Origin of the sequence: Lewinella sp. LCG006 (assembly GCF_040784935.1) — a bacterium.
Taxonomy (GTDB): domain Bacteria; phylum Bacteroidota; class Bacteroidia; order Chitinophagales; family Saprospiraceae; genus Lewinella.
On record NZ_CP160680.1, the window covers coordinates 5,860,180 to 5,883,085 of the forward strand.

General features: G+C 44.4%; 23 protein-coding genes and 1 tRNA gene. 9 read left to right on the top strand and 15 right to left on the bottom strand.

The features are described 5' to 3' along the window. Window positions 1-46: 46 nt before the first annotated feature. The 4 genes from AB0L18_RS21150 to AB0L18_RS21165 all read left to right on the top strand — a co-directional run bounded on the left by AB0L18_RS21150 (window position 47) and on the right by AB0L18_RS21165 (window position 3,522). Window positions 47-119: transfer RNA gene (locus tag AB0L18_RS21150), tRNA-Gly, on the top strand. Between the two features lie 101 nt (window positions 120-220). Continuing rightward, on the top strand, window positions 221-1,873 hold the full coding sequence (locus AB0L18_RS21155; protein WP_367389318.1) for a PHP domain-containing protein: 1,653 nt from the start codon (window positions 221-223) through the stop codon (window positions 1,871-1,873). Window positions 1,874-1,998: 125 nt separating this feature from the next. Further along, window positions 1,999-2,535 (top strand): DUF1573 domain-containing protein, encoded by a 537-nt coding sequence (locus AB0L18_RS21160; RefSeq protein WP_367389319.1) that lies wholly within the window; start codon window positions 1,999-2,001, stop codon window positions 2,533-2,535. 99 nt (window positions 2,536-2,634) lie between these two features. Continuing rightward, a complete protein-coding gene (locus AB0L18_RS21165; protein ID WP_367389320.1) occupies window positions 2,635-3,522 on the top strand; it encodes a UbiA-like polyprenyltransferase in 888 nt (295 codons plus the stop codon). Between the two features lie 100 nt (window positions 3,523-3,622). Here AB0L18_RS21165 and AB0L18_RS21170 read toward each other — a convergent pair whose 3' ends face one another. The 12 genes from AB0L18_RS21170 to AB0L18_RS21225 all read right to left on the bottom strand — a co-directional run bounded on the left by AB0L18_RS21170 (window position 3,623) and on the right by AB0L18_RS21225 (window position 12,532). After that, complete coding sequence (locus tag AB0L18_RS21170; protein WP_367389321.1) at window positions 3,623-3,772, bottom strand: hypothetical protein; 150 nt, start codon at window positions 3,770-3,772, stop codon at window positions 3,623-3,625. Between the two features lie 167 nt (window positions 3,773-3,939). Next, window positions 3,940-4,257 (bottom strand): hypothetical protein, encoded by a 318-nt coding sequence (locus AB0L18_RS21175; protein ID WP_367389322.1) that lies wholly within the window; start codon window positions 4,255-4,257, stop codon window positions 3,940-3,942. A 557-nt stretch (window positions 4,258-4,814) separates the two neighbouring features. Continuing rightward, a complete protein-coding gene (locus AB0L18_RS21180) occupies window positions 4,815-5,351 on the bottom strand; it encodes a hypothetical protein (protein WP_367389323.1) in 537 nt (178 codons plus the stop codon). Window positions 5,352-5,362: 11 nt separating this feature from the next. Continuing rightward, window positions 5,363-6,763: a polymorphic toxin-type HINT domain-containing protein gene (locus AB0L18_RS21185; RefSeq protein WP_367393171.1), complete on the bottom strand. Its 1,401-nt coding sequence runs from the start codon at window positions 6,761-6,763 to the stop codon at window positions 5,363-5,365. A 239-nt stretch (window positions 6,764-7,002) separates the two neighbouring features. After that, the gene (locus AB0L18_RS21190; protein ID WP_367389324.1) at window positions 7,003-7,488 is read right to left on the bottom strand and encodes a hypothetical protein; all 486 of its coding nucleotides are present in this window, start codon (window positions 7,486-7,488) and stop codon (window positions 7,003-7,005) included. 5 nt (window positions 7,489-7,493) lie between these two features. Next, window positions 7,494-8,558 carry a polymorphic toxin-type HINT domain-containing protein gene (locus tag AB0L18_RS21195; protein WP_367393172.1) on the bottom strand — a complete coding sequence of 355 codons (1,065 nt, stop codon included), beginning with the start codon at window positions 8,556-8,558 and terminating at the stop codon, window positions 7,494-7,496. A gap of 27 nt (window positions 8,559-8,585) precedes the next feature. Beyond that, window positions 8,586-8,741 (bottom strand): hypothetical protein, encoded by a 156-nt coding sequence (locus AB0L18_RS21200; RefSeq protein ID WP_367389325.1) that lies wholly within the window; start codon window positions 8,739-8,741, stop codon window positions 8,586-8,588. Between the two features lie 144 nt (window positions 8,742-8,885). Continuing rightward, on the bottom strand, window positions 8,886-9,188 hold the full coding sequence (locus AB0L18_RS21205; RefSeq protein ID WP_367389326.1) for a type II toxin-antitoxin system RelE/ParE family toxin: 303 nt from the start codon (window positions 9,186-9,188) through the stop codon (window positions 8,886-8,888). After that, window positions 9,185-9,499, bottom strand: coding sequence for a hypothetical protein (locus tag AB0L18_RS21210; protein ID WP_367389327.1), 315 nt, complete (start codon window positions 9,497-9,499; stop codon window positions 9,185-9,187). The genes AB0L18_RS21205 and AB0L18_RS21210 overlap by 4 nt, the downstream gene beginning before the upstream one ends. Before the next feature lie 506 nt (window positions 9,500-10,005). Continuing rightward, the gene (locus AB0L18_RS21215; RefSeq protein WP_367389328.1) at window positions 10,006-10,713 is read right to left on the bottom strand and encodes a hypothetical protein; all 708 of its coding nucleotides are present in this window, start codon (window positions 10,711-10,713) and stop codon (window positions 10,006-10,008) included. Between the two features lie 11 nt (window positions 10,714-10,724). After that, a complete protein-coding gene (locus AB0L18_RS21220) occupies window positions 10,725-11,750 on the bottom strand; it encodes a polymorphic toxin-type HINT domain-containing protein (protein ID WP_367389329.1) in 1,026 nt (341 codons plus the stop codon). A 71-nt stretch (window positions 11,751-11,821) separates the two neighbouring features. Further along, the gene (locus tag AB0L18_RS21225) at window positions 11,822-12,532 is read right to left on the bottom strand and encodes a hypothetical protein (RefSeq protein ID WP_367389330.1); all 711 of its coding nucleotides are present in this window, start codon (window positions 12,530-12,532) and stop codon (window positions 11,822-11,824) included. A 317-nt stretch (window positions 12,533-12,849) separates the two neighbouring features. Between AB0L18_RS21225 and AB0L18_RS21230 the strand changes: the two genes are divergently transcribed. Next, window positions 12,850-13,122 (top strand): acyl carrier protein, encoded by a 273-nt coding sequence (locus tag AB0L18_RS21230; protein WP_367389331.1) that lies wholly within the window; start codon window positions 12,850-12,852, stop codon window positions 13,120-13,122. A gap of 71 nt (window positions 13,123-13,193) precedes the next feature. Further along, window positions 13,194-15,248 carry an ATP-binding protein gene (locus AB0L18_RS21235; protein WP_367389332.1) on the top strand — a complete coding sequence of 685 codons (2,055 nt, stop codon included), beginning with the start codon at window positions 13,194-13,196 and terminating at the stop codon, window positions 15,246-15,248. On the opposite strand, the gene AB0L18_RS21240 is transcribed toward AB0L18_RS21235, so the two are convergent. Continuing rightward, on the bottom strand, window positions 15,245-16,009 hold the full coding sequence (locus AB0L18_RS21240; RefSeq protein ID WP_367389333.1) for an SDR family NAD(P)-dependent oxidoreductase: 765 nt from the start codon (window positions 16,007-16,009) through the stop codon (window positions 15,245-15,247). The two genes, AB0L18_RS21235 and AB0L18_RS21240, sit on opposite strands and share 4 nt — an antisense overlap. Before the next feature lie 13 nt (window positions 16,010-16,022). Next, window positions 16,023-16,643, bottom strand: coding sequence for an L-threonylcarbamoyladenylate synthase (locus AB0L18_RS21245; RefSeq protein ID WP_367389334.1), 621 nt, complete (start codon window positions 16,641-16,643; stop codon window positions 16,023-16,025). Between the two features lie 3 nt (window positions 16,644-16,646). Here AB0L18_RS21245 and AB0L18_RS21250 point away from each other — a divergent pair, with 3 nt between their 5' ends. After that, window positions 16,647-17,561, top strand: coding sequence for a carbon-nitrogen hydrolase family protein (locus tag AB0L18_RS21250; RefSeq protein WP_367389335.1), 915 nt, complete (start codon window positions 16,647-16,649; stop codon window positions 17,559-17,561). A 36-nt stretch (window positions 17,562-17,597) separates the two neighbouring features. On the opposite strand, the gene AB0L18_RS21255 is transcribed toward AB0L18_RS21250, so the two are convergent. Then, the gene (locus AB0L18_RS21255; RefSeq protein ID WP_367389336.1) at window positions 17,598-18,503 is read right to left on the bottom strand and encodes a hypothetical protein; all 906 of its coding nucleotides are present in this window, start codon (window positions 18,501-18,503) and stop codon (window positions 17,598-17,600) included. Between the two features lie 200 nt (window positions 18,504-18,703). Between AB0L18_RS21255 and AB0L18_RS21260 the strand changes: the two genes are divergently transcribed. Next, on the top strand, window positions 18,704-19,537 hold the full coding sequence (locus tag AB0L18_RS21260; RefSeq protein ID WP_367389337.1) for a queuosine precursor transporter: 834 nt from the start codon (window positions 18,704-18,706) through the stop codon (window positions 19,535-19,537). A 288-nt stretch (window positions 19,538-19,825) separates the two neighbouring features. Continuing rightward, on the top strand, window positions 19,826-22,585 hold the full coding sequence (locus tag AB0L18_RS21265) for a M16 family metallopeptidase (RefSeq protein ID WP_367389338.1): 2,760 nt from the start codon (window positions 19,826-19,828) through the stop codon (window positions 22,583-22,585). The last annotated feature ends 321 nt before the right edge of the window (window positions 22,586-22,906 follow it).

The window sequence follows — 22,906 nt, forward strand, 5'->3', positions numbered from 1 at the left end:
TTGCATCGCTTTAGAAATAAAGCACATGGCTGAGCAGCCAGCAGACGCGGATGTAGCTCAGTTGGTAGAGCGCAACCTTGCCAAGGTTGAGGTCGCAGGTTCGAATCTTGTCATCCGCTCAAACCTAGCAGTTCTGGAGAAATCTGGAACTGCTTTTTTTTTGCCCGTACAGGATCGTGTCACCAGATTGATGCTTTTCCTTCCAATAAACTGATCCGAAATGACCAATAAAGAAATCGGCACTGCTTTTCGTGAACTGGCCCGCTTGATGGAGCTGCACAACGAAAACCCATTCAAAATCCGTTCTTACCAAAATGCTTACATGACCTTGCGCAAGCTGGATCAGCCGGTGGCGGAATTGGAAGAAACAGAATTGGCAGCGATCAAAGGCATTGGCAAAGCCATTTCGGGAAAGATTCGAGAATTGGTAAGCAGTGGAGAGATGGAGGCACTGGAAAAGTACCGAGAGATGACGCCCGTAGGAGTGAGGGATTTACTGGGCATTTCGGGCTTTGGCCCCAAAAAGGTGCGCACCGTATGGCAGGAAATGGGCGTGGAAAGTGTGGGAGAACTCCTCTATGCCGTCAATGAAAACCGACTCATTGAAATCAAGGGCTTTGGTTTAAAAACCCAGGAAGACCTCAAGAAGAAGTTGGCTTATTTTAAGCTTAGCCAGGGTAAGTTTCTTTATGCCCGTTTGGAGGAGCACGCCAAAGATATGCTTGAACGCTTGCAGCAATACTTCCCTGATGCAAGAGTAGAATGGACAGGGGCATTACGCCGGGCTTGTCCAACGCTGGAGCGCATAGAGCTCCTTTTGGGAGGTGTAAGCTCCGAAGAGGTCGCTAAGCGCCTGGAGTGGCCTGAAATCACTACAGAGGGAAATACCATCAAAGCACTGACGGAGGACGAAATTCCCGTAAGCATCTATTGCTGTGCTAAAGAAGAGTGGGGATCAAAGCAGTTTCGCTACACGGCAGGTGCTGATTTTATGCAATCGTTCCTTAAGGCTTTTCCAGGCGTAGATTTCAAAGGTGTCGCTGAGGAAGAAGAGGTGTTTGGCAAAGTAAAACTCCCGGTATTACCTCCCGAATTGCGAGAGCAGGAGTGGGGGCTGGTGCTGGCGCAGGAGGACAAGCTGCCTGTGCTGATAAAAGCAACGGACGTCAGAGGTGTCATTCACAGCCATACAACTTATAGCGACGGGATCAATACCTTGCCGGAAATGGTAGCTTATGCCCAGGAGCAAGGCTATGCTTACATTGGGATTACCGATCATAGTAAGGCGGCTTTCTACGCCAATGGATTGAAACCGGAGCGTGTACTGCAACAGTTCAAAGAAATTGATGCACTGAATGCGCAGCTGACCGATTTTCGCATACTCAAAGGAATTGAGAGCGACATCCTCGCGGATGGTTCCCTGGATTATGAAGAAGATTTGCTCCAGCAGTTTGATTTTATCATTGCCAGTGTTCACTCCAACCTAAGAATGGAGGAAGAAAAAGCCACCCAGCGACTACTTACCGCTATTGAAAATCCCTACACCACCATTTTAGGGCACCCCACGGGCCGCCTTTTGCTTTCGCGACCAGGTTACCCCATCGACCACAAGAAAATCATTGACGCTTGTGCTGCCAACAAGGTCGCCATTGAACTTAATGCCAGTCCTTACCGTTTAGACCTCGATTGGACCTGGATACCCTATGCTTTGGAGAAAGGAGTGTTGATTTCCATCAACCCCGATGCCCATAGCAGAGAAGGCATCCACGATATTTATTTTGGTACCTTAGCGGCCCGCAAAGGAGGACTGACGGCAGAACATTGCTTAAATGCACGTTCCGTAGAAGGTTTTCTGGCCTTTGCCAAAAAGTAATACACCCCCTTAACAACCGGTTAACAATTTTTGCCGAGCACTTAACAACGTCTTGGCTTGGATTGCTTAATTTTGTCGCAGTAAAATAATTTAAAACCATTTTTCACACTAAATCAATTGGAAAGATGCTGAAGTATATTCAGACCCTTGTATGTGTAGCAGTAATCGCTGCTTTCGCAGTTAGTTGCCAGAGTGGCAACAGCGATGTTCGTGAAGCAGCTCGCGAAAACATTGATGCTCAAACTGTTCAGCCAGCTAACCAGGCGCAGAACCCCAACGTTCAGCAGCCTGCAACACCTGCTGTTCCTGCTGGCCCTACTACCAGCATGACTTTTAACGAAACTACTTTTGACTTCGGTACAGTAAACGAAGGCGAGATGGTTTCTCACACCTATAAGTTCACCAACACTGGTAGCGAAACGCTGGTATTGAGCGACGCTAAAGGTAGCTGTGGTTGTACCGTGCCAAAATGGCCACGTGAGCCTATCGCACCTGGTGCCAGCGCTGACATTACCGTTGAGTTCAACTCTAAGAACAAGAAAGGTAAGCGTAACCAGAAGGTAACCATCACGGCTAACACCAATCCTCCACAGTCTTTCATTTACCTGACTGGTGAAGTAATTCCTGCGGAAGGTGGTGATGCTCCTGCTATTACCCAATAATTTTTAGACTTTTAAATAAGTCGATGAGCCATTCTGTTAACAGGATGGCTCATTTTTTGTTATTATGGGGTGAATTTCACTTCAAGTCAACCTTTCTTTATGTCGGTTATCGGATTCGGACAACAGTTTAAAAATTACCTTTCGCTGGTAAAGTTCAGCCATACTATTTTTGCACTACCCTTTGCGCTGATAGGTTTTACTCTGGGGACTTTAGAAACGGGCGTTTTTAATGGCCATCTGCTTTTATTGGTGGTTTTGTGTATGGTTTTTGCCCGTTCTGCGGCGATGGCATTTAATCGTTATCTAGATCGGGATATCGACCGACAAAATCCTCGGACCCAGGTGAGGGAGATCCCTGCCGGCGTGATTAGTGCCCGTTCTGCCTTGTATTTTGTCATTGGCAACAGCCTGCTGTTTTGGCTTACCACCTGGTTTATCAACCCACTTTGTTTTGCATTGGCACCCGTAGCACTTTTGGTGGTATTGGGGTATAGCTATACGAAGCGTTTTACTTCCTGGTGCCATTTTGTGTTAGGCTTAGGCTTGGCCCTTGCCCCCGTGGGGGCTTTCTTAGCGGTAACGGGGCATTTCAGCCAGGTGAGTGTGCTGTATGGTGCCGTTGTGCTCTTGTGGGTAGCAGGTTTTGACATCATCTATGCCCTTCAGGATCGAGACTTTGACGAAGGCCTTGGCCTCCAATCCATTCCTGTGGCATTGGGAAGGGTAGGGGCCTTACGTCTGTCCAATGGCTTGCACCTGGTATGTGGCCTGCTGCTGCTTGCTGCCGTTTACCTGCAAGGCGGCATTTATCATGCTTTTAGTTGGCTTCATTGGTTGGCGGCGGCAATTTTTTTGCTGCTTCTGGGCTACCAGCACACCCTGGTCAAGCCCGAGGACCTCTCCAAAGTAAACATCGCCTTTTTTACGACCAATGGTCTGGCGAGCCTGGTGTTTGGAGGCTTGGTGATTTTGGATGTGTTGGTGTGAGGGGTCATGGGCGCATCTCATCCGGGTCTTGCCGGGTATCAAAGATGTCTGTAATGTAAATGATCGATTTTGCGATACGGTAGATCATGGCATTCGCGGGTTAGACTTCGTTTTGGATTTTTTCAGGATTTTCGGCATCATTGCGGATGGTCAAGATGATGACCTCGCCGATTTTTTTGTGTACTCGGAACAGGATTTTATAGTCCAGTGCCTTCGTGTATTTTATCTCGTGATCGCTATCGTGATCCAAATAGGTTGGATGTGATTCGGGGAGTTTTTTCAGTTTTTGCGACTCCTCGTCGATAGCTCGCTATACCTTACGCGCATAATGTTTACCGTTTAGGTTTTCTTCAAAATCAAAGATTTGTTGACGGCGACGTTGTGCGTACCGAGTAAAGACAACTCGGAAGATTTTGCCTACCATGAGGCCGCTTCTTTGCTGGATTCTTCTTGTGTGATATAGTCACCTCGCTCATAATCAGCCATTGAAGTTTCGATCTCTGTGGTCATTTCCTCACGGGTTAGTGGGCGAAGATGTTCGGTATAATCCGTACTTAAGTCAGCTTTCGTTTGCTCTAACATTTGGGGCTGATAAGTCTTAAACAAGCTTTCCGCCATTTCAGCCAAGACCTGCAACACCTGCTCATCGGCCTGCTCAATACGAAGATGTAAACGCTCCTTAATCTGATCGATACCCATGACTTTTGCTTTAGCTTGATGAAATTGTAGTTCCATAAATATAAGGGTTTTATGAATAAAATGATTCCTTGCGTTCGATTATTTAAACTGGATTTTAGCCAATTGCCTGTGGCATAGGCCGAGCCCATGGGCTACTAAAGTCTGTATTGCTAAACTGACGTTGGCTGTAGAGAAGGTTCCGAATTGCCACTTTTAAAATATTATTGTCCTATGTATAAGTTTGAAAAAGGGAAAACGTGACATTTTTTTGGGTTTTTTTTTGAGGAAGGGGTAGATGGGTTGGATTTGAGGTTAGGAAAAGAGTAAAAAGAACTCTCTCAAGAAGAGTTGACTGTGCTGTTCCATACCTCTCAACCACCAAAGAAAAAAACAGCCTACTCATGACCGTCGATCATTTAATAAAGGCCTCTAAGGTGAGTATGTTGTGAGTGAACTGCATTACCGAAGTCTCCAAAATGATCGAGAAGGATAAAGAATACGTCTCTGTCCTGCTCGATATTCTTTCCACAGGTCTGCGATGCTGACCAATAGCGTCAGTATGCAACCTGCTCCGCTATGACCTTAACTTGATAGCTAGCGCGTTGGCACAGTCGCTAACCTACCGACAGCGAAGTGTATTCAAATTCAGTTGATCGATCTGGCCATAACGTAACTTTAAGCCTCCTTGATCCCAAACGAGATTTCTGTATTCTCAGCAAAGCTACAAGCTTTTCCCATAGTAGAGGATTAGCAATTTTATCGGCTGTGAGCATTTCTCCTTTTAAAAAGACAAGGAACTCATTAATTCTTACAGAATGGTTATTTAATAATTCAAAATCAAGTCGTACACTATCCCATCCATTCATGGTAATTTCCCAGGAAGAAAGATTATCTAAAAATAATTGGGCTATATCATCTTCTAAGTTTTTTATAGAGTCTGAGGATAAATAATATACCGTTTTAGCCTCTAAATCATGTCTTAAGTATTTTTCCTTTGGAGTATAAACATAATCATCAACTTGATCCTCAAATATTTGATTATGTGGTATTTCTCCAGTGAAAACCTTAAATGGTATTCCTTTCGGATAAGCCAAGCACAGTTTCCCATGCTCTCTATGAACACATTTAATACATTGTGTTAGGTTGATCATGTCAAAATAGTCTACTCAAGGTCAGGAAAATCTGGAATACTGTAATCATTGAAAAATTCCAACAAATCTTCATCTACTGGTTCACCTCTTTGGTAAGCAGTAAATATTTCTGCCAAAGCCTCATCCGCATTTGTCAGAGCATTATCACTCAGGGGTTGCAATAAGGCACTATATGTCTCATATAAATCCTCAAATTCATAGGAGGCACTATTCGGAGTTGTTAAAGCATGAGCTAGCTCGTGATGTAAAACATCGCGAATATTATGTGCTACAATTTCATTATTTTCGCCTAAAGTTCTAATGTGATTTAAATAACCATCATATGAATCAAATCGAGCTAGATTGGCAATATTTAGGTTTAAGATATTTGCCCTACTACCATTAGTAAAAATTACGGTCTCATTCGATGCGATAGCAAAAAAATCAGGAAAATCAGAATGGGGGTTAACTGTAACGACTTTAGCTTGAATTTCATCCCAACGCCCAAACACATCACCCATCTCTAATCTTATCAAGCTCAGATCGTCCACTAAGTCAACTACATATTCTTTAGACCAAGGAATTTCCTCTAACAAAGTAAAAATAACTTGATCTCCCTTTATTAGATTATCGACCTTTACTATATCCTCTAACTCAAATAATTCAAGCCAGTTTTGCTTATTGGTCGCATTAGCTAAACCGTTTTTAATTGCCCCTGCTTCATTAGGGAACCTACTCAAATAGTCCGCGACAAACTCCAAATTATCAACATTAGTCCTAATTGCCTCTGGAATATCTGTCGGATGATACAACGTCTCCCACGCTCTAACCCGCCTCACCTGCACCACCCGCCTATCTGCCACCGACATATTAGCGGGCAGGTCATCGCCTCGGAAGAAAGCTTTGAGTTCCTGTCGGTTGGGGGCTTCCCGTAGCAGGGAGCGGAGTTCCATTCTGCCCAATTCGATTTGCACTTCGCCCAGCTCGGCTAGTGCATCCTGCACGAGGTCGAAGACATCGTCGGTGGCACCATCGGCACTGCGCAGCCCAGCCTCGAAGAGTATGCAATCATTATGCACCAACACCCCTTCTTCCCCCACAAAATAATTGTGGTACTCTTCTACTTCGAAATTATAAACCTGCAGGGTGGTATCAAATGCCTCTACGGCGTGTACCGTCAGTAATGCTCCGGTGAGTGCCAGGAGCTTCATGTTTTGCCGGAGGCTATCGGCACGCAGGTATTTGCCTAGCTGTGGTAGATAAAAGGGGTGATTATTGGTAGCGGTGATGGTGTCTCCACTCGCTACAATACGCACCATTTTTTGCCAACTTTTTGCGAAGGTATTCGTCACGCGAGACAAGATAGTATCTTTTTGGGTTTCGTCATAGGCGATGACGGTGTCGCCTATTTGGATATCTTCGATGAAAGTGATTCGGTGGGATTCAAAGTATAGGACTTAAAGGGGAAAGTCTCAAAAAACGTTTAAATCACTTATCTTAACACTATCAAATACCAAGCTTGTCTGCAGGGGGGCTACAGGAATGAGTGGCACACATTGACTCGAAATACACAACAGCAGGATAAAGAACACGTCTTTACCCTCCTCGATGCTTTTATCGCTAGGACTAAGTTGCAGGGGTTGGTGTAGTGATAATTGTCAACCCAACTTACTTACACCGAGGGAAAATCTCCTATCCAAATAGCAAATCGATTAATATTAGTGCCACATCTTGGGCAAGTAACATTTGGATACTTTCTAGACCTTCTCATCAATTCATGCGCCGTATTCTCTTTTGAAATACCAAAATATATATCTGATGATAAAGGTGTTCCTATTAATCCTTGCCAATCACAATTTGAGCACTTATGCCCAACAATATCTATTCTTTGTAAATCATCACCAATAGCAACCAATGTATAGCACTTAAACAGATGACGGTCCTCAAAAGTATCTGCAAGGATTCCCAATTCTATGTTCTCGTATTTTCTAACAAGTGGTACTAGAAGTGAGGTTAGCTGCTTGATCATAAAATCAGAAATTGGTATTTTTTGGAATCGACCTTTATTCACTACTCTGCCCCATTCTTCAACTGAACAAAAGGTAAGTTCTTGTCCATCTACAATATTCGTCCAATAATTTCCTATGCCTTTACTCATCAAAATCACTCTATTATTTTATGAAGCAAGCTTGTACCATTAACGACAAGAAACTCTGATTCTGATGATGAAGGTAATGTTTGTTCTATTACCCTACTCCTCTCGAAAACACCAATATATTTATTCCCCACACCAGCAGTGTAGAAATTATCAATTTCTGTTCCATCAGAAGTCGTTGATATGAGCGTCCTTTTGAGACCATATATTTCTTCAAGTGATTGTCCATTTAGATGAGCTTGAGCGTGGGCTTGCGCGTAAGCATCTATATCTCCATTAAAAATACCTAGCCATTGCTGATGGATATTATCAGAATACTGTATCACATCTTCCATGTTTGGACCGCCTGGTTGATAAAAGGTCTCATTATATCTTACTCTAGCTGCATCACTAAGAATATATCCTGATTCATCTAATATTTCTCTTTCATTACTAAAATCTGTGCCTCTTCTCAAAACGATAAAATCAGGATTTCCAAGGGTTTCAACCCATTGTGCCCTTAAAGCAGCATTTCCCGTAGCCAGAACATCAATTGCGTCTTGCTTGATTACAGATGGAGGTACACCATTTGCTATCTGCTCTGCTATCTTCGTCAGTGCTGGCACATCTAACGCGAATTCGGTATCTCTCACCACCTCCCACGCTCTAACCCGATCCCCCCTAGCTACCAAAAGATCAGCTAAAGAAATATTGGGATTAGCCGTTATCAAATCCTGTGCTCGGAAGAAGTTCTCAAAATCAATCTTGGCTTGGCCACTTAGGTTACCATAATCCTGTAGGAAACTGATACGCTTTACTGTGGCTTCAGGGGTAGTGCCAAAAACATTGGTAAAAATGTCAAATATTGGATCATCAGGTAACTGCTGGGGTAGATTGCGCAGCCCCATTTTTACAAACGCACAATCATTATGCACCAACACCCCTTCTTCCCCCACAAAATAATTGTGGTACTCTTCTACTTCGAAATTATAAACCTGCAGGGTGGTATCAAATGCCTCTACGGCATGTACTGTCAGTAATGCCCCGGTGAGTGCCAGGAGCTTCATGTTTTGCCGAAGGCTATCGGCACGCAGGTATTTGCCTAGCTGAGGTAGATATCCCTACAACAAAGTGTTTTGGGCTTTGCCCAAAAACTTCAGTCGGGATATACCGATCAAAGTGCTTTTGGGCTTCGCCCAAACCACTTTAGGATCGGTATAGATAGGGTGCTTATTGGTAGCGGTGATGGTGTCTCCACCCGCTACAATCCGTACCATTTTTTGCCAACTTTTTGCGAAGGTATTCGTCACGCGAGACAAGATAGTGTCTTTTTGGGTTTTGGCGTATGATTCGGACTGGCAGCAACTGTGGAGTGCAGAGCTGCCCGCAATTCTAAAGCGGCGGGAGAACGGCGGAGTCGATTACGGTTTCATTTTATCCGTATCTTGACGAGTATCAAAAATATCAGTAATAATGATGAACGGCAGTGAGATCAGATAAATAATCTTGTATAGTGTTCCTACTAATAGTGAACGATGTCCTTTTTTTAACTCGCGTAGATGCTCTTCTTCGGGGCCTAACTCTGGGAAAGTCTCTAGTTCTTTAGCCCTTTCTAATATCTCGTTGGTAATACGGTGACCTTTCTTAGGATTTCCTAAGTCGTTGTGATAGTCTTGTATTTGAATCAACCGTCGGTTTGCATTGGTTGTGAAGCGTAGTTTCATAGACCTAAACTAGCTTTCACTTCTTCTAAATCGTGGATTCTACCTGCTTCAATATCGGCCTGTGAAGCCAACGCTCTAGCAATAAGTTCCTCCTTAGTCATTGGCTTGAGATTCGCCTCATAAGTAGCGATTCTTTCTTGACGAGCTTGCTCTAAAGCATCTGGCTGATAATTCTTAAACAGGCTTTCTGCTAGTTCATCTAGCACAGTAAGCAGCTTCTCATCCGCCTGCTCAATACGAAGATGTAAACGCTCCTTGATCTGATCGATACCCATGACTTTTGCTTTAGCTTGATGAAATTGCAGTTCCATAAATATAAGGGTTTTATGAATAAAATGATTCCTTGCGTTCGATTATTTAAACTGGGTTCTAGCCAATTGCCTATGCCATAGGCCGAGTCCTTGGGCTACTAAAGTTTGTAATGCTAAACAGACTTTGGCTCCGTAGAAGGCTCCGAATTATCGCTGTTTAAAAAGTTATGGTCCTCTGTATAAGTTTGAAAAAGGGAAAACGTGACATTTTTTTTTGGATTTTTTTTGAGGGAGGGGTAGATGGGTTGGGTTTGAGGTTAGGAAAAGAGTAAAAAGAACTCTCTCAAAAAGAGCTGGCTGCGCTGTTTCATACCTCTCAACCACCAAAGAAAAAAAATAGCCTCCTCATGATTTGTCGATCACTTTATTAAGGCTTCTAAGGTGAGTATGTTGTAGAGTGGATGTCTCCAAAATGAGCGAGCAGGATAAAGAACTCGTCTTTATCCTGCTCGATGCCTTTATTGCTAGTACTAAGTTGTAGGGATTGGTGTAGGTATTCCTTTTTATTAAAAGAAGTATACTTCATCTCTTTTTAGAACATGGATTTGTCTAAATAAGTCCCTAAAATCGGTGAAATTAGATCGTTCTTCGTCACTAAATTTATTACGGAAAGCTGCTTTACTCAAGTCATGAAGAATAGATGTTATTGTAGCCTCAGGTAGAAGATTAACTGCATTTCTTTTTTCTAAAACGCCAAATGACTCTTTATATAATATGCCTAAGTACCTCTCCCTTCTGCTAAAAGACAATCCTGTCCACCAAATCCTTTTATTTCGACTGACGATGTCCAGTAAATACGCTGTGTAATGATTTAATGCTAATTCAAAACTATACCGATCATCGCTATAATTAGGTTGCTTCTTAAAAGTTACAAAATTTAACTTCCTTGTTTCTAACCTCTCCTCATATGACTGAGCATCCCAATAGATGTCTTTTTGCTTGTGAAGCAGCACCTGGATTTGATTTCGTAGACTTTCTTTTCCTTTATCTTCACTTAGTGATATTATTCTTTCTTGAAGTAATGAAAGCTCACTTTCAATCTTCTTTATCTCATCGAAAGCTACCTGCCACTTCTGAATTTCAACTTCAATGCTTTCCTTCTTTACAAAAAGCATTCTAAGTTTTTCTTGAACCTGAGATTGCATAAATTTTATTCCTTTTCGGTCATTTTGATTAACCACATTCCATTGTTTTCTCCAGGTGTTCTTATTCATCCACTCTGAACTTAGTCCCTCTGATGAAAGTAGTTCGCCCCAAGATTATTTTGTCTACAATAAATTGCTTGTTCGCCGAGATCGGATAATTCGAACATATCTCGATGAGGAAAATACCAATCGTCATATAAATTAGGAGAGGTGTAAAGCCACTCTCTTAAAGTCGTATGTTGACCTAAGTGAGTCGTGAAATTTTCAAAATCGCTCAACAATTGATTCGCTGCTAATCCCTTATAGCCATCAACCTTATTTACTACTTCAATTATTTGCCTACTTAAATCTACCTCAGTATCAACAATTAAGTTCCTTAATATGCTGTTCCCCTCAGGATTAGTCTTGTACTTTTTGAATGTCGATATATCATCGACAAATGAAAGAACATCTTCAGCTTCTTGCGTTGTCCCATAATATAAAATGTCAGAAAACTCTTCAGGGGTAAAAATACCATCACTCCGAGTTAGATCATCAATCTGTATTGGAGAATACTCACTCAGCACCTCCCACGCCCCAACCCTTATCCCTCTTCTTGTTCGAATATCGGCAGCTGGAATGCTCCCAACAAGATCATCAGCCCTGAAAAAAGCATTGAGCTCATCTTTATTTGAAGCGGTTTCTAATAAATTCCGGAGTTCAGCCTTAATTATATTCAATTCGAAACTTCCTAGCTCAGGAAACGCATCTGCTAGTATATCAAATGTTAGCGATCCATGGATATCTGGATTAGAAACAAGTCCAGCTTTAACCAACGCACAATCATTATGCACCAACACCCCTTCTTCCCCCACAAAATAATTGTGGTACTCGGCTACTTCGAAATTGTAAACCTGCAGGGTGGTGTCAAACGCCTCTACGGCATGTACCGTCAGTAATGCCCCGGTGAGTGCCAGGAGCTTCATGTTTTGCCGGAGGCTATCGGCACGGAGGTATTTGCCTAGTTGAGGTAGGTAAAAGGGGTGATTATTGGTAGCGGTGATGGTGTCTCCACCCGCTACAATCCGCACCATTTTTTGCCAACTTTTTGCGAAGGTATTCGTCACGCGAGACAAGATAGTGTCTTTTTGGGGTTTTGGGGTGGGTGGTGAGGGTGTTGGTATTTGCTTTCGGAATTCTATAACGATGTGTTCGTATGAAATACGTATTTATCTATTGCCGCACGCTGGCTACTATCCAAATTGGATAAATCAACTTCATTGAGCATTACAGGGCGCATCATAACGCTGAAGCCCTTTTGCGGTAAAAGATGATCACAATAGGGTTCGTCAGGTGCAGGAAAAACACTATGAAACCCTGCTTGATAAATTTCGGATAAAGCTTGTTGTAACCTGGGGGCATTTAGTTCCGCCATTTCTAATTGTAGTTGGTCATTTCGATCAATAGGTATCCAGCAATCGCTGTAGGTAGTGATGTGTAAATCTTGTACACTAAAATCAATCATAACCTTAATTATCCCATCTAAGAACTTATTCTCATTATCTGAAAAAATAAGCGTGCTTCCTTGCAATATTATCGGAGGTATAAATCCATTTCCTGTCCATTTGTCTAGATGTGTGTCAAGTATACTTTCAACAGCTGTGAAATTAGTATCATTGATGGAAATTACTTTATATAATGCATCTTCTTTATCGTAGTTGTAGCAATGTATTGTTCTGACAACTAGTAATTTATCCTGATTAAGGATTTCTAATGATTTTTTTGCTGTAGATAGAAAGTGAAGCACACGTGATTTTTTGTCTTCAGCACTAAGTGAAGATGTTTCTACTCCATCATGATTAAAGTCAAATACCCATTGAGCAATTTCGTCAAAAATAGTAACGGTCATTTGTTAATAATTTCTTGATTCTTCAGAAGGCAACCTCAGAAGTATTTTAAGTGCACTAGGAGGATGCTTTTACATTGGTCCATACCAAAATAGGCATAGATGCTCTCAAAAAATGATATTTCGAAAAAAAACTCCCTTCCGGTAACATTCCTTACTCACCCGGTATAAAAAATTGTTAACCATTAGATCCAGTTGACCCGTTTTCAACGTAAGTCATGGGAATAATTTGATGCAAGGTCATAGTAAAATCAACCTTTACACTTTTACACTTTTACACTTTTTTTATACGCATACACTATAAAACAACCAAGCTTATCATGTTCACAACAACAATTGCCGACACCACAAGTCTGGTTCGTCTTCTCCGTCAGGCACTCCGTCAAATTAAGCCCTGCTTGCCAGAAAATTTTGATGCGGAGGATGATTTTAAGGAAGATTGGGGTATAGATTCCCAGGATTTGGTAAAATATGTTGCTCATATTGAACAGCATTTTATGATTACTGTTCCTGATGAAGACCTGAAGCAAATAGTCAGTATCCAGGCTGTGCTCAATTACTTGTTCAGTAAAACTGAAGGAGCGGACGCGTAAAAGATTTAGTTGTTTTCCCAAATACTTGTTACTTTAGGGATGAAGTAGCTAGTATTTGGGAAAGTCAGACTATGAAAAAACGCATTTCTTTTATTCTCTTCTTATTAGGTGTTGGCTTTTTACCCAATGCTAACACCCAGACTTTCCAGGAAAGCATTGATAGTATGCTCTCTGCAGTCAGTTTGACTACTGATAAAAAAGAGCAAATTAATCTGTTAAATGAAGTCGCTTATGCGTACCGAAGACTCTCACCAGACAGTGTCTTGTCGTATGCGGATAAAGCAATTGCCCTGGCTCGGGAAATCGACGATAAGGAAGGTTTATCATTTGCATACAAAAATAAAGGCATTGGCTTTTACAAGCTGGGTGTTTCGCCTGATACGGTAATTTATTACTACCAGGAAGCTATCAATTATGCGGAAGAGGTAAATGATTATTATACGCAAGCTGCTTGCTACAACAATATTGGATTGGTGGGGATCGGGGAACTGACCTACAACGAAGCGATCCAATACTTCCTGAAAGGGATAAAAATTTTTGACGACCACATTCCTGAAGAAAGTCGATTAAAGGCATTAATGCTGGGCAATGTAGGCACCGCCTACCACCGTGATGGAGATAACAAACGTGGCATCCGTTACTACGAAGAATCATTGGCTATGGCTGGCAGGATTGGCGACAAATCCATTCCTTCCATCTTTGTCGACGAGCTGGCCAGGGCACGAATGGAGGAAGGAGATATCCAGGGAGCACTTCGGGACATCACCGAACTGATGCCTCTTCACGATGAAATCGGTGATTTTGAATCAAAAGCAGAAACGCTGTTAACGCTGGCGGAGGTAAAAATGAAAATGGGCCTTTTTCAGGAAGGTATTCAGCACGGAGAAGAAGCTTATGCGATTGCTATCGAACGGGGTTTTACCAGGATTAAATCGCGTGCTTTAATTTGGGTAGCTACCGGGCTAAAAGAAACTGGAGCATATACCGAGGCGATAGATAAGGCCAAGCAATCACTTGAGATTTCTCGACAGGGGTTCTCTTTGGAGCTTCAGTCAAGAGCTGTAAATATCCTGGCGGAGACTTACGCAAAAACAGGAGATTATGAACAAGCGTATGATTATGCCAATTTTTACAATCAATTAGTCCGGCAAGTTCAAGACGATGAGAAGCAAAGAATTACGGATGAATTGGAGGCCAAATACCAAAATGAAAAACAGCTACAGGAAATAAGTGAGCTGAGAGAAGAAAAGGAGGAGCAAGAGAAGCGCCTGTTTGGCTTAATTGCCCTGGTCTTTTTGGGTGCTTTTGTCTTAGCGATCATGATTTATACCACTCGCCAAAAGAACAAAGCTACAAAAGCCCTGAATGAGAAAAATCTCGCACTTCAAGAGGTAGAGCAAAGCCTTTTCGATAAAAACCAGGAACTGGAACGCTATATCGAATCCAACTTGCAGCTGGAAAATTTTGCCCACCTGGCTTCGCACGATCTACGAGAACCGATGCGGAATATTGTCAGTTTTTCTCAATTGCTAGAGAAAAGTACGAAAGGAAAGTTGACGGAACGAGAATTGGAGTACCTCGGTTTTATTCGCAAAGGAACCAGGCGTATTGAGGGCTTGGTGAAAGACCTTCTTGATTATTCCACCGTCACCAATACGCCATTGGAAATCACGCATGTCTTTATGGTTCAGCTAGTGGAAGAAGTGAAGGTGGATATTCATCAGTTGTTGCAAGAAAAAAGCGGGAAGATCACGATTCAGCAACTTCCTGAACCTATTTTTGCCGACCATTCGCGTATTTATCAATTGCTGCAAAATCTATTGACCAATGCCCTGAGATATAGCCGAGAGGGCGTGCCTCCGGAAATAGTGATTAGTGGAGAAGAGAGGGCCCGTGATTATCTCTTTGAGGTGAAGGACAATGGCATCGGTATTGAAGCGGAGTTTTTTGATCAGATTTTTCTCTTGTTTAAAACGCTGAAAAACAAAACGATCAGCAACAGTTCCGGCATAGGCCTGGCTACGTGCAAAAAAGTAGTGGAAGACCACCAGGGGAAGATTTGGTTGGAATCACAGGTAGGGGAGGGAACTACCTTCTATTTTACCATCTCAAAAAACTTAGCTTAAGTTCTTAGGTAAGATGCACCATTGATATCCAGGATGCAACCCGTGGTAAATGCCGCTTCCGGACTGGCGAGATAAAGGATGGCCTGCGCTACATCCATAACGGTAGCAACCCTATTGAGTGGGCTTTGTCGTTTCACGGCCTCTCCTGCTTCGCCTTGAAGATGGGGGCGGGCCATCGCGGTTTCTACAAATCCAGGTGCTACATTGTGCACGGTGATACCATGAGGCCCCAAGGCCTGGGCCAGGCTTTGTCCCATGGCGTGTAGTGCAGCTTTGCTGGCGCCATATCCTGGTTGTCCAGCTTCTCCCCGAAATGCTCCCCGGCTACCGACATTGATGATTTTACCACTCCCTTGTGCCTTCATAAATTCAGCGGCCGTGTATGCGGCCACGGCTGCTCCGGTTAGGTTGGTATTAATGGTGCGCTGCCAGGTCGACAGCCATTCTTCGTAAGGTGTAGATTCAAAAGGGTGGGGGAGGAATATCCCTGCGTTATTTACCAGTATGTCAAGCCCTTGTAGCCGTTCGTGGGCATTTTGTACCAATTGACGAACAGAAGACGCTTCTGCCAGGTCTGCCTGTAATACATGATGGCCTGCTCCACTCAGTGAAGCCAAAGCCTCGCGGGCGGCATCTTCGTTCTGGTGGTAATGAATGACGACCTGGGCACCCGCCTTGGCAAAGCCTTGAGCGGTAGCTCTTCCTATACCCCGAGAGCTGCCAGTGATGAGTACTTTCTTATCCTGGTAATTGTGTATCATGTGTTACTTAAAGTTAAAGATCAATGGGGCCTATTCCTTGTCTGATTAACTCAGGAGGGCTGGTGGTACAGTCGATCACGGTCGAGCCGTCATTTCTTCCAGCGCCGCCATCGATAATAAGGTCTACCAATTTGCCAAAGCGATCGTCGATATCGCGAGCATCGGTAAGGTATTCCAGGATGTCCTCTTCTTGATCCGTCTTTAAGGACGCAGTGATAATGGGGCGGCCAAGCATGCGGACAATCTCCAGTGGAATATTATTGTCGGGAACCCTCACACCAATGCTTGCTCTTCGGCCCTGGATGATTTTAGGCACCTGATGGCTGGCTTTCAAGATGAAGGTATAGGGCCCGGGAAGGAGCTGCTTCATCAAGCGAAAAATTTCATTATCAATTTGTGCTGCGTATTCCGAAAGTTGGCTGAAATTTTCGCAGATAAAAGAAAATCTTGCCTTGCTGGGGTTGATGCCCCTGATCCGGGCAATTCTTTCCAATCCTTTTTTACTTAAAAGGTCGCAACCCAAGGCATAAACAGTGTCAGTAGGGTAAATAATTACCCCATCCTTTTCTAATAGGTCGACCACCTGGCGTATTTTGCGTTCCGAGGGATTATCAGGATGAATTTCAAGCAGCATAATATGAAGCGATTTAAAGTAGGAGTGGTGCAAAGTACGCCCGTTTTTTTTGATTTAGTAGCGACACTCGAAAAAACTGAAACAATCGTAGCAGAGCAGGCCGCTCAGGGCGTCCAACTTTTGCTGTTTCCAGAATCTTACCTTCCGGGTTATCCCCGAGGTTTTGATTTCGGAGCAGTGGTGGGCCGTCGGACAATCGAGGGGCGCAAAACCTGGCAAGCTTACTGGGACAATAGTGTGGCAGTGGGGGATCAGCACTGTGATCGATTGGCGGCCATGGCCCGTAAATACCAGTTGTTTATCGTGATGGGCGTAACCGAACGCGACGAACAGACAAGCACACTTTATTGCAGCCTGCTTTACTTCTCACCTACGGAGGGCTTGCTAGGTTGCCATCGCAAGTTGAAACCCACAGGGAGTGAACGATTAATTTGGGGAGAAGGTGGCCCTAATGACCTGGAAGTATACCCGACGGTGTTAGGAAAAATAGGAGGACTGATTTGTTGGGAAAACCTGATGCCCCTGGCCAGGATGGCTCTCTATCAGCAAGGCATTCAGGTTTACCTGGCCCCAACGGCTGATGCGCGTGCTACCTGGTTGCCCATCTTGCAGCATATTGCTCAGGAGAGTAGGTGTTTCGTGCTTGGCGCTAACCAGTACTTCAGAAAATCCGATTATCCTGAGCAGTGGCGAACCTTGGCACAGGTAGAAGAGGATTGCTGTCGCGGAGGCAGTGTTATCGTTTCACCTTTGGGGGAAGTAGTAGCAGGCCCACTTTGGGATCAGGAGGGCGTATTGACTGCTTTTGTAGACCTGGACGAAGTCATGCAGAGTCGATACGATTTTAGTGCAGCAGGACATTATCAGCGGCCGGATATTTTTGAGTTTAAGATCAGGAAGGCCAGTAACTTAGGCTGAAGCCTAATAGCATAAAGCCTCCAGCTTCAGTCCAGCCTAGAATATCCTCTGATAAGAAAGCAAAGGTAAGAGCGGAAAACTGGAATCAGGAATTGCGAGCACACCAAATTCCAGTACACTTTTTCTGCGCCGGTTAGAAAAATTAAAGGAGGGGAGCATAAGGTTTTGATAGGTCTGAAAGACGGCAGCACCTTCTATGAAAAACCGCCAGTCTTCTGTAAATGCAAATGATCCACCCAGGGTCACCATGGGGTATCGTTCAATACCCGTGCGATATCCGAAGCGATCCATCCAATACCCCATAGTGAAGTTGAGGTACTTGTCTCGCTGTCCGAGGGTGACCATGGCGTACGGGTGGGTGGATGATTGTTCATCCCAAAGAACAACATATTGCTGCACAGCCAGGCCGATGTGCAGCATATCCGACGCTGACAGATGAGCTTGGACTCTACCCATGAGTAAAGCAGGGATCAAAGCGCCACCACTGACGCCAAAATTATTCCTGATTCTTATATCTATCTGGTTCGCCAGCACCATTGTGTTCCGATAAGTGCCTTTGCTGGCATAAGGGATGGCCGTAGCTGAGTACAGCAATTGGTTCAGTGGCATTGGGTAGGTTTCCCTGATCCATTCTTCCTCTTCCTTGGGCTTCATTGGTGCTATGTCCTTGGTTTGTTGGAAAGATTCGCTGGCAAGCCCAAGGAAATTAATGTCTTTCAATGCAAAACGATTCACGGTAGGTACGTTTCTGACTTTAAATCCCAGTGTGTCATCGTGAATAAATTGGGTGAGTCCGAACAGTTGACGGCCATCGGTGGTGAAAAGTACATGCTGCTGGGTGGTGTCGGCAATGGTGAGTTGCTGACTGATAATGGTTTGTCCTTTGAGAGCCGTAGAGAGAAGGATCATCCACAAAAAGTAAAACGCGTGTTTTTTGGACATGGTGACCAAATTTTGGAGCTTTAAAAAACCAAACTGCTAGCCAATCGAGCTGAACAGACTGATCAACAAGTGTTTAGCGCAGAGAAAACAGGAATAAAAATTTCCGTTCGTAGGCTGAGTATAAACTTTGTGAGCAAAATACTATTTTACGAGAGCTTGAACATCAAGTTTGCGCAAGAATCCATAATAATTCCTTATTCATGACAACGGAAGATCAAACCTTAAACGATCCAGGGGTAGAACATGCCAATGTTGCAGCCCATCGGCCTACTTTGCTTTTCATCATTTTGGCGGGCTTTTTTGTGGCCAATACGCTGGTGGCAGAATTTATCGGGGTTAAGATTTTTGCCTTCGAAGATACCTTTGGTTGGGAACCTTTTAATTTCAACCTTTTTGGGCAGGCGGGAGCCTTGCAGTTTTCGGCGGGAGTGCTGCTGTGGCCAGTGGTCTTCATCATGACGGATATCATCAATGAATACTACGGGAAAAGAGGGATCAGGTTATTGACCTTGCTTACGGCGGGGCTGATTACCTATGCTTTTTTTATGGTTTTTGCGGCCATTTGGTTGGCACCAGCTGATTGGTGGCAAACGCAATATGTGAGTGCGGGTGTGCCCGATATGCAAAGTGCTTTCAAGGCCGTCTTTGGTCAGGGCTTGCTGATTATTGTCGCCTCCTTATCGGCCTTTCTATTAGCGCAGCTAACCGATGTGGTGAGCTTTCATCGCATTAAGGAAGTGACAGGAGAAGATAAAATATGGCTGCGAGCAACAGGATCTACCGTTATCTCCCAATTGGTAGACACCTTTGTCATCTTAATCATCGCTTTCAAATGGGGCCCTGCTATCACCGGGCAATTTGAACCTTGGAGCTGGGGCCAACTTTTGGCAGTGGCCACTGTACAATATACCTACAAATTCACCATGGCCGTGGTGCTGACACCTGTTTTGTATTGGGCACACCATGGCATTGATCGTTTTTTAGGGCCTGAACTGGCTGAGCGAATGAAAGATCAGGCTACGCGCTGGAATTAACAGACTTGTTCAACCGAGCCTGAATGAGCGAAAGCGTAGCAAATTTTATTTTGAACGAGGCAAAAAACGTAGGCGATGCCTGAGCATCGACGAGGCTTTTTAACGAAGTGCAAGATGAAATTTGCCGCTTGTAGCCATTTGAGGCTCCGGTTGAACAAGTCTGAAACGAAACCACATCAATAAAGAAGCTTTGTACAGCATCTTGCGTGATAGCTAAACCAAAAAGTAGTCTCGTGTGTCTTTTAATTGTACTTTTGGAAACAATTGTTTAACCAAGTTATATACACAATGAATGTGATTTCCCGACTAGGGGCACTCCTATTAATTGCCCTGGTTTGTAACCTGTCCTCCTCTCTTTTTGCCCAGAATGGTGGAATGCCTGATGGTGTAACCAAATTAGCCTCTGTTGAAGGCATTACGGAATACAAAATAGAGGCCAACGGTTTACGAATTTTGCTCTTTCCTGACAACTCAAAACCGACGGTTACCGTGAATGTAACCTACCTGGTAGGTTCTCGCCACGAAGCTTACGGTGAAACCGGAATGGCTCACTTGCTTGAGCATTTGGTATTCAAAGGGACACCTAACCATGAGGATATCCCCAAGGAACTCAATGAGCGCGGTGCTCGATTTAACGGCACCACCTGGTACGATCGTACCAACTACTTTGAAACCGTCAGTGCCAACGATGAAAACCTCCGTTGGGCACTAGAGATGGAATCTGATCGAATGGTCAACTCTTACATTTCTGGCGATGACCTCAAAAGTGAGATGACCGTTGTACGCAACGAATTCGAAATGGGCGAAAACAGCCCGACGGGCATCCTGATGGAGCGCGTATTGTCTACGGCCTACCTTTGGCACAATTACGGAAAATCAACCATCGGTGCTCGTGCCGATTTAGAGAATGTGCCGATTGAACGCTTGCAAGGCTTTTACCGCAAGTACTACCAGCCTGATAATGCTTACTTAATCATCGCTGGTAAATTTGACCCCGCAAAGACCATGACCATGATCATGGAAACTTTTGGAAAAATTCCTGCGCCAGATAGAGAGCTGATCCCCACCTACACCCGTGAGCCTATTCAGGACGGTGAGCGTTATGCTGACCTCAAGCGGGTAGGGGACATTCAGGCGGTAAGTGCTGCCTATCACATTCCTCCTGGCAGCCACCAGGATTATCCAGCAGTAGATGTGTTGGTGGAACTTTTGACAAGTGAGCCCAGTGGTCGTCTGTACAAAGCATTGGTGGAAAGCGGAAAAGCTTCTTCCCAGTGGGGTTGGGCTGCAGAACTTGCCGAGCCTGGTTTCGCTTATTTCAATGCGGATGTATTGAAAGACAAAGACCTGGAAGCAGCGAAAATGGCCATGCTTACTACCCTTGATGCGGTAAAAGACAACCCACCATCAGCGGAAGAAGTAGAGCGTGCCAAGAATAAATTGCTTAAAGACTTCAACCTGCGGATGCGTGAAAGTGCACGTGTTGGCACGCTCATCAGTGAGTACATCGCTCAGGGTGATTGGCGTCTTGGTTTCATTTACCGCGACCGTCTGGAGCAAGTATCAGCGGAGCAAGTAGCAGAGGTTTCGGCTAAGTACTTATTACCAAGCAACCGGACAGTAGGTCGATTTATTCCTACCGAAAAGCCTGAACGTGCCGAGATTCCTGATGTGCCCAATATCAGCGCAATGGTAGACGGCTACGAAGGCCGCGAAATGGCTTCTGAAGGAGAAGTTTTTGAAGCTACTTACGAAAATATTGACGCCAGAACCAAAACGGGTGAATTCAAAAATTCTTTGGAATACGCCTTCTTGTCAAAAGAAACCCGCGCTGACGCAGTACAGGCACGTTTGTCTTTGCGTTACGGTTCTCCAGCCAGCCTTAAGAATAAGCGCATGGCTGCTACTTTTGCCGGCATGATGCTGAACAAAGGTACCAAGTCGATGACGCGCCAGGAGTTGGAAGATAAACTGGTAGAACTTAAAGCATCGGTACGAATTGGTGGTGGTGCCGAAGGTGCTTACGCCATCATCGAAACGGAGCGCGACCAATTGCCCGCAGTGATTGCACTGGTGAGCGAAATGATGCAGGAGCCTAGCTTCCCTGCTGAAGAGTTTGAGACCCTCAAGCAAGAGGAGTTAGCTTCCCTGGAGCAAAATCGCTCGGAGCCACAGGCGATAGCGATCACCGAGTTGAATCGGAGAATGTCTAATTACGATAAATCAGATCCTCGCTACACCATGACTTTTGACGAAGAAGTGGCTGCCATCAATGCCCTGACTTTAGACGAAGTGAAAGCTTTCTACAAAGAGTTCTACGGTGCTACTGACGCAACGATTGCTGTCGTGGGCGATTTTGAGGAAGAGGCCATCGCACAAGCCTTGGAAGAAAACTTCGCCAATTGGGAAAGCCCTGCTCGCTATGAGCGCTTGAAGGATGATTTCTTTCAGCCCGAAAAGCAGAATGTAGAGTTTGAGACCCCAGACAAAGCGAATGCTTGGTTCCTGGCAGGACAAACCATGCCCATCAGCACTTCACACCCTGATTACCCTGCGGTACTGATGGGGAATTACATGCTGGGAGGTGGTGCTTTGAAATCACGCCTCGCCGATCGTATCCGTCAGCAAGATGGTCTTAGCTACGGGGTAGGATCTTTCTTCAACGCCGATGATCAGGACCAAACAGCTACCCTTGGTGGGTACGCTTTCTTCGCTCCTGAAAATGTAGCTGCGGTAGAGAAAGCCTTCTTCGAAGAAATCGAAAAAGTACTGGCCAGTGGCTACACCGACGAAGAGTTGGTAGCTGCCAAGAGCGGCTGGATGCAAAAGCAGCAAGTAACCCGCGCTCAGGATGGTTCTTTAGCCGGTGCGCTGAATCAAAACCTCTTCCTTGACCGTACCATGGAATGGGACGCCGATTTGGAAGCAAAAGTGATGGCACTCAGCATTGAGGAAATCAACGCAGCCATGCAGAAATACCTTGATCCCGAGAAAATGGTCGTGATCAAAGTAGGTGACTTCGCTAAATCAAGAGCGGTGAAGCCGTAAGAGAGTACGAGGTACTTGGTAGAGCCCGCCTGGCCAAGCGGACAGGGGTATAGGGACTTTGAGCGTCCTACATCGAGATTGACCAAGTGTTCTAGAAAAAATACCGTAATCAAGCAATTGGTTACGGTATTTTTTATTCCTCCGCTCCGTGCTCCGTAGGATCGGGTTTCAAACCCGATCTACCGAGCACGGAGCAGAGCGGCTCAATCCTTGTCTTTGGTTGAGATGTGTCTCACAACGTAGGGTAGCTGGTGTTAAGAGGGAGCTCCTTTGAATCCATGTACCGTGAGGTTGGTGGAATAATCAGATAATACAGTAATT

Bases quoted from the DNA above. Each gene is read 5' to 3' on its own strand.
- AB0L18_RS21255 (WP_367389336.1), bottom strand. From the start codon at position 18,503: ATGTCCAAAAAACACGCGTTTTACTTTTTGTGGATGATCCTTCTCTCT.
- AB0L18_RS21240 (WP_367389333.1), bottom strand. From the start codon at position 16,009: ATGATACACAATTACCAGGATAAGAAAGTACTCATCACTGGCAGCTCT.
- AB0L18_RS21200 (WP_367389325.1), bottom strand. From the start codon at position 8,741: ATGGTACGGATTGTAGCGGGTGGAGACACCATCACCGCTACCAATAAG.
- AB0L18_RS21245 (WP_367389334.1), bottom strand. From the start codon at position 16,643: ATGCTGCTTGAAATTCATCCTGATAATCCCTCGGAACGCAAAATACGC.
- AB0L18_RS21235 (WP_367389332.1), top strand. From the start codon at position 13,194: ATGAAAAAACGCATTTCTTTTATTCTCTTCTTATTAGGTGTTGGCTTT.
- AB0L18_RS21180 (WP_367389323.1), bottom strand. From the start codon at position 5,351: ATGATCAACCTAACACAATGTATTAAATGTGTTCATAGAGAGCATGGG.
- AB0L18_RS21260 (WP_367389337.1), top strand. From the start codon at position 18,704: ATGACAACGGAAGATCAAACCTTAAACGATCCAGGGGTAGAACATGCC.
- AB0L18_RS21160 (WP_367389319.1), top strand. From the start codon at position 1,999: ATGCTGAAGTATATTCAGACCCTTGTATGTGTAGCAGTAATCGCTGCT.
- AB0L18_RS21250 (WP_367389335.1), top strand. From the start codon at position 16,647: ATGAAGCGATTTAAAGTAGGAGTGGTGCAAAGTACGCCCGTTTTTTTT.
- AB0L18_RS21265 (WP_367389338.1), top strand. From the start codon at position 19,826: ATGAATGTGATTTCCCGACTAGGGGCACTCCTATTAATTGCCCTGGTT.
- AB0L18_RS21155 (WP_367389318.1), top strand. From the start codon at position 221: ATGACCAATAAAGAAATCGGCACTGCTTTTCGTGAACTGGCCCGCTTG.
- AB0L18_RS21230 (WP_367389331.1), top strand. From the start codon at position 12,850: ATGTTCACAACAACAATTGCCGACACCACAAGTCTGGTTCGTCTTCTC.
- AB0L18_RS21215 (WP_367389328.1), bottom strand. From the start codon at position 10,713: ATGAATAAGAACACCTGGAGAAAACAATGGAATGTGGTTAATCAAAAT.
- AB0L18_RS21175 (WP_367389322.1), bottom strand. From the start codon at position 4,257: ATGGAACTACAATTTCATCAAGCTAAAGCAAAAGTCATGGGTATCGAT.
- AB0L18_RS21190 (WP_367389324.1), bottom strand. From the start codon at position 7,488: ATGAGTAAAGGCATAGGAAATTATTGGACGAATATTGTAGATGGACAA.
- AB0L18_RS21205 (WP_367389326.1), bottom strand. From the start codon at position 9,188: ATGAAACTACGCTTCACAACCAATGCAAACCGACGGTTGATTCAAATA.
- AB0L18_RS21165 (WP_367389320.1), top strand. From the start codon at position 2,635: ATGTCGGTTATCGGATTCGGACAACAGTTTAAAAATTACCTTTCGCTG.
- AB0L18_RS21210 (WP_367389327.1), bottom strand. From the start codon at position 9,499: ATGGAACTGCAATTTCATCAAGCTAAAGCAAAAGTCATGGGTATCGAT.
- AB0L18_RS21225 (WP_367389330.1), bottom strand. From the start codon at position 12,532: ATGACCGTTACTATTTTTGACGAAATTGCTCAATGGGTATTTGACTTT.